The sequence below is a fragment of the Pontiella sp. genome (assembly GCF_041622395.1).
GTDB lineage: Bacteria > Verrucomicrobiota > Kiritimatiellia > Kiritimatiellales > Pontiellaceae > Pontiella.
Genome location: NZ_JBFJYW010000376.1, coordinates 1 through 3,089, shown reverse-complemented (window position 1 = coordinate 3,089; position 3,089 = coordinate 1). Strand labels below are relative to the sequence as shown.

Annotated in this window: 4 protein-coding genes; 1 reads left to right on the top strand and 3 read right to left on the bottom strand. The window is 60.9% G+C overall.

Annotation, left to right across the window (positions count from 1 at the left end; all coding sequences use genetic code 11):
• Nucleotides 1–738 (bottom strand): phosphotransferase family protein (locus tag ABYO54_RS15710; RefSeq protein WP_372809177.1); only part of this gene is annotated, 738 nt, incomplete at its 3' end.
• Nucleotides 735–1,217, bottom strand: coding sequence for an HIT domain-containing protein (locus ABYO54_RS15705; protein WP_372809176.1), 483 nt, complete (start codon nt 1,215–1,217; stop codon nt 735–737). The genes ABYO54_RS15710 and ABYO54_RS15705, both read right to left, overlap by 4 nt.
• A 153-nt stretch (nt 1,218–1,370) precedes the next feature.
• Between ABYO54_RS15705 and holA the strand changes: the two genes are divergently transcribed.
• Complete coding sequence (holA, locus tag ABYO54_RS15700) at nt 1,371–2,477, top strand: DNA polymerase III subunit delta (RefSeq protein WP_372809175.1); 1,107 nt, start codon at nt 1,371–1,373, stop codon at nt 2,475–2,477.
• A gap of 16 nt (nt 2,478–2,493) precedes the next feature.
• Here holA and ABYO54_RS15695 read toward each other — a convergent pair.
• The coding region (locus tag ABYO54_RS15695) for a PolC-type DNA polymerase III (RefSeq protein WP_372809174.1) at nt 2,494–3,089 on the bottom strand (596 nt) is incomplete at its 5' end.

Below are 3,089 nucleotides of genomic sequence, written 5' to 3'. Positions count from 1 at the left end.
GCTGCCCAGAAAATAGGCGACGTCCTTCATGCCGCATCCGCCGCCGACATACTGGAAGTCGACCGCCGCGACGCGGCCGTCGGGAGCAAAACAAAAGTTGGCCAGCTTGGCATCGCCGTGCACAAAGGTTTGGAAGCGGCTGTCGCCCAGTTTGCGGTCGATGGCCGAAGCGGCGGCCTTGAGCCTTGGGTCGTCGAGTTCCGCCAGCTCGTCGGGCCGCGTTTCGAGATGCCAATAGGTTCCGGTCGGCCACAGGTTGACGGGCTTCTGGCCCATGAACTCGGCATGGAAATGGGCGAGCCACGACAAGCAGGCGCGGATTTCCGCAGGCGTTACCGCGTTGCGCCGCCCGCCGAAGCCGGAGGCATCGAGGTCTTCCATCACCATGAACACCTCGTCGCCGTGGGTTTCGAGCGCGAGGCAATGCGGGACGCGGCAGGAAGCGTCGCAGCGGTTGGCCCACTGCTCGTAGAACGCGGTTTCGACCTGGTAGGACGTCACCTTGCGCTCGTGCGACCGCCCCGTATTCCAGCCGCGCGGGTGGTGCTTTTCGTCCGGCCAGTGCACATGCTTGACGACGACGCTTTGGAGGGACGGAGCCCGTCCCTCCACCTCATATTCCAACCCGACGCGCACAATCTTGCCATAGCCGCTCCACAGGCGCTGGATCACCTCGGATTCGCCGAGGGCGGCAGCGCCGGTGGCCTTGAGGGTTATTTCGGTGAAATGTTGGTTCATGGATTGAAGAGCGGATGCAACGCGTCGTATTGCTCCATCAGCGCCTGCGGCATGACGCGGGTGTCGGAGAGGACGGGCATGAAGTTGGTATCGCCGACCCACCGCGGCACGATGTGCTGGTGGATGTGGTCTTTGAGTCCCGCGCCGGCGGCGCCGCCGAGGTTGTAGCCGAGGTTCAGACCGTCGGGCTTGAGCGTGGCCTTGAGGATTTCGACGGCCTCGATGGTGAGGTCGGTCAGTTCGAGCCGCTCCTCGGGGGTCATGTCCTTCAGGTGTTCGAGATGGCGATAGGGAGTAACCATCAGATGGCCGCCGGTGTAGGGATAGCGGTTCATCACGACGGCGCAGGTTTTGCCGCGTTTCAGCAACAGGTGGTCGCGGTCGTTGCGCTCCGCGAACATCTTGCACAGAAAGCAACCGCCCTCCTTTTCGGACAGAATATATTCGATGCGCCACGGCGCCCAGATGGTCTTTTGCATGCAAATCCTCCGATTTCCCACAGAAGTTCGCAAAGAACGCTAAGCCAGTGCCGACCCGGTTTTCTTTGCGTGCTTTGCGCTCTTCCGCTGAATGCTCTTTAAACGAAAGGGATTAAATCATATCTTCGGCGGAATTGAAAACGGAAGGTTTGCATGGCGGACAACGTATATTTTTATTGCGGCAACGATGAGTACCTCGTGGGGCTGAATGCCCGCAAGAAGGTGGATCAGCTCTGCCCCGCGGCGGAGCAGTCGTTCTCGCTCGAAATCATCGACGGCGCGGCGGCGAAGATCGACGACGCCGCCGCCGCGATCGACCAGTGCCTTGCGGCCTTCCGAACCGTCGGACTGTTCGGCGGCAAGAAGGTGGTTTGGTTCCGCGACTGCGCGTTCCTGAAAAACGCCGTGGTGATGAAGAACGATCAGGTCAAGCGACTGCTCGGCGATCTCTCAAGCGACCTGAAGGCGGGGTTGGCACCGGACCAGTTTTTGGTGGTGTCGGGGCCGGGGATGGACAAACGCTCGGCGTTCTACAAGGCGATCAAAGACCTGGTTGAAATCGAGGAATACGACATTCCGGAGCGCGACTACGAAGCGCGGCCGTTGGCGCTCAAGCGCGCGCAGGACCTGTTCAAGCGCGAGGGCTACTCGATCGACGGCGACGCCGCCGCCGCATTCATCGACAAAACCGGGTTCGAGACGCGCCAGATCATGAACGAAGTCGAAAAGATGGTGCTGTTCAAAGGGGCCGACAAAACCATCGTGCTGGCCGATGTCCAGCTGATGACGTCGTCCTCCGGCGAGGCGATTACCTGGGACTTCACCGACGCAGTAGCGGAGCGGCGCCTGCCCGACGCCATCCGGATTTTCCGGCAACTGCTTTTCCAGAAGCAGACCGCCATCGGTTTGATTATCCAGCTCGAAACCATGTTCAACAACATGCTGCGCTTCCGCGAATACATGGATATCGGCTGGCTGCGAATGAACGGCAACCGCATCCAGTGGGCGAATGCGCCGGATATCGACGACTATTTCGAGTCGATGCCGGAAGATCCCCGCAAGATGCACTGGTTCCGCGCCTCGAAGATCGCGAACCAAGCCGCGCCCTATTCCATTACGCGTCTGTCCGCCAGCAAACGGCTGGTGGTGGACACCCACGAAAAAATGGTATCCGGCGGCTCGATCCCGCCGGATCTGATGTTCGAAACCTTGCTGGCCAAGCTCTGCGCACCGACGCAGCGAAACCGCCCCGTGCGCTAGCCGTACGGATGCCGGCTTAGAAGAGGTCGAGTTGGTCGGGCTGCGGGGCAAACTGGGGAAAGCGCATCTCGGCCGACCCGATCAGCTTGACGAGATCCGGTGCGGCGCAAGGTTCGCCGCGCATCTCCAGCGTTTCGATGATCTTGGCAAACAGCAGCCCGCAATAGGAGCTGTCCTCCTCCGCGCGATGGAAGGTGCCGCTGGGAAAGCCGAAATGGCGAACCAGCGTGCCCAGCCTGTAGTTGGCCAAACCCGGGAAAAGCTGGCGCGCCAACGGAAGCGTATCGAGCACCACGCCCTTGGGAGCCGCCGACCGGTGTAATTTCACGTCTTCAAGCATGAACTTGTAATCGAACGGCGCATTATGCGCCACCAGCGGCAGGTCGCCGCAAAACTCCGCGAAGTCGGCCAGCACGTCCGAAATCTTCGGCTTCCCGCGCACCATCTCGTCGGAGATTCCATTAACCGCCGACGCATCGGGGGGAATCGGAATCCCCGGATCCACCAGCGAGCCGAATCCCTTGACGGGACGGGCCCCATCGAAAAGCACCGCCCCCACCTCGACGATCATGTCTGCAGACGGTTTTGTCCCGGTGGTTTCTAAATCAAAAG

Coding starts and splice junctions, on each gene's coding strand:
- ABYO54_RS15705 (WP_372809176.1), bottom strand. CDS start 1,217: ATGCAAAAGACCATCTGGGCGCCGTGGCGCATCGAATATATTCTGTCC.
- holA (WP_372809175.1), top strand. CDS start 1,371: ATGGCGGACAACGTATATTTTTATTGCGGCAACGATGAGTACCTCGTG.